This window comes from Paracoccus sp. 22332 (assembly GCF_052045125.1).
GTDB lineage: Bacteria > Pseudomonadota > Alphaproteobacteria > Rhodobacterales > Rhodobacteraceae > Paracoccus > Paracoccus haematequi_A.
On the sequence record NZ_JBQEOI010000154.1, the window covers coordinates 1 to 316 of the forward strand.

The 316-nt window shown below is 58.2% G+C and carries 1 protein-coding gene and 1 pseudogene; both read right to left on the reverse strand.

The features are described from left to right. The coding region (locus ACTJI6_RS24305) for a hypothetical protein (protein WP_440804377.1) at positions 1–197 on the reverse strand (197 nt) is incomplete at its 3' end. An 11-nt stretch (positions 198–208) separates the two neighbouring features. Then, a pseudogene (locus ACTJI6_RS24310) lies at positions 209–316 on the reverse strand (IS5/IS1182 family transposase); the annotation flags it as partial.

Genomic DNA, 316 nt, shown 5'->3' on the forward strand with positions numbered 1-316 from the left:
GACCAAGCTGCCGCCAGACTTTCCGAACCCCATAGACCCGCCAGTTCTCTTCGAAGACCCGAAGGATCTCGGGGCGCAGGCCGCGTATGACCGAGGAGCTGAACGAATTGGGCCTGCGGATCGGCCCGCTTGGCCAGATGTTCATAGTAGGTGGACGGGGCGATCGGCAGGATGTTGCAGATCGGCTCCAGACTCATTAACTTTAGAGCTAGAAGATGACGGTTGCAGCGAGAGCTATGGCCGAGAAGAAGACGATGGGGCACCTGTCGTATCGGGTTGCAACTCGCCTCCAATCCTTGAGCCTGCCGAACATGAT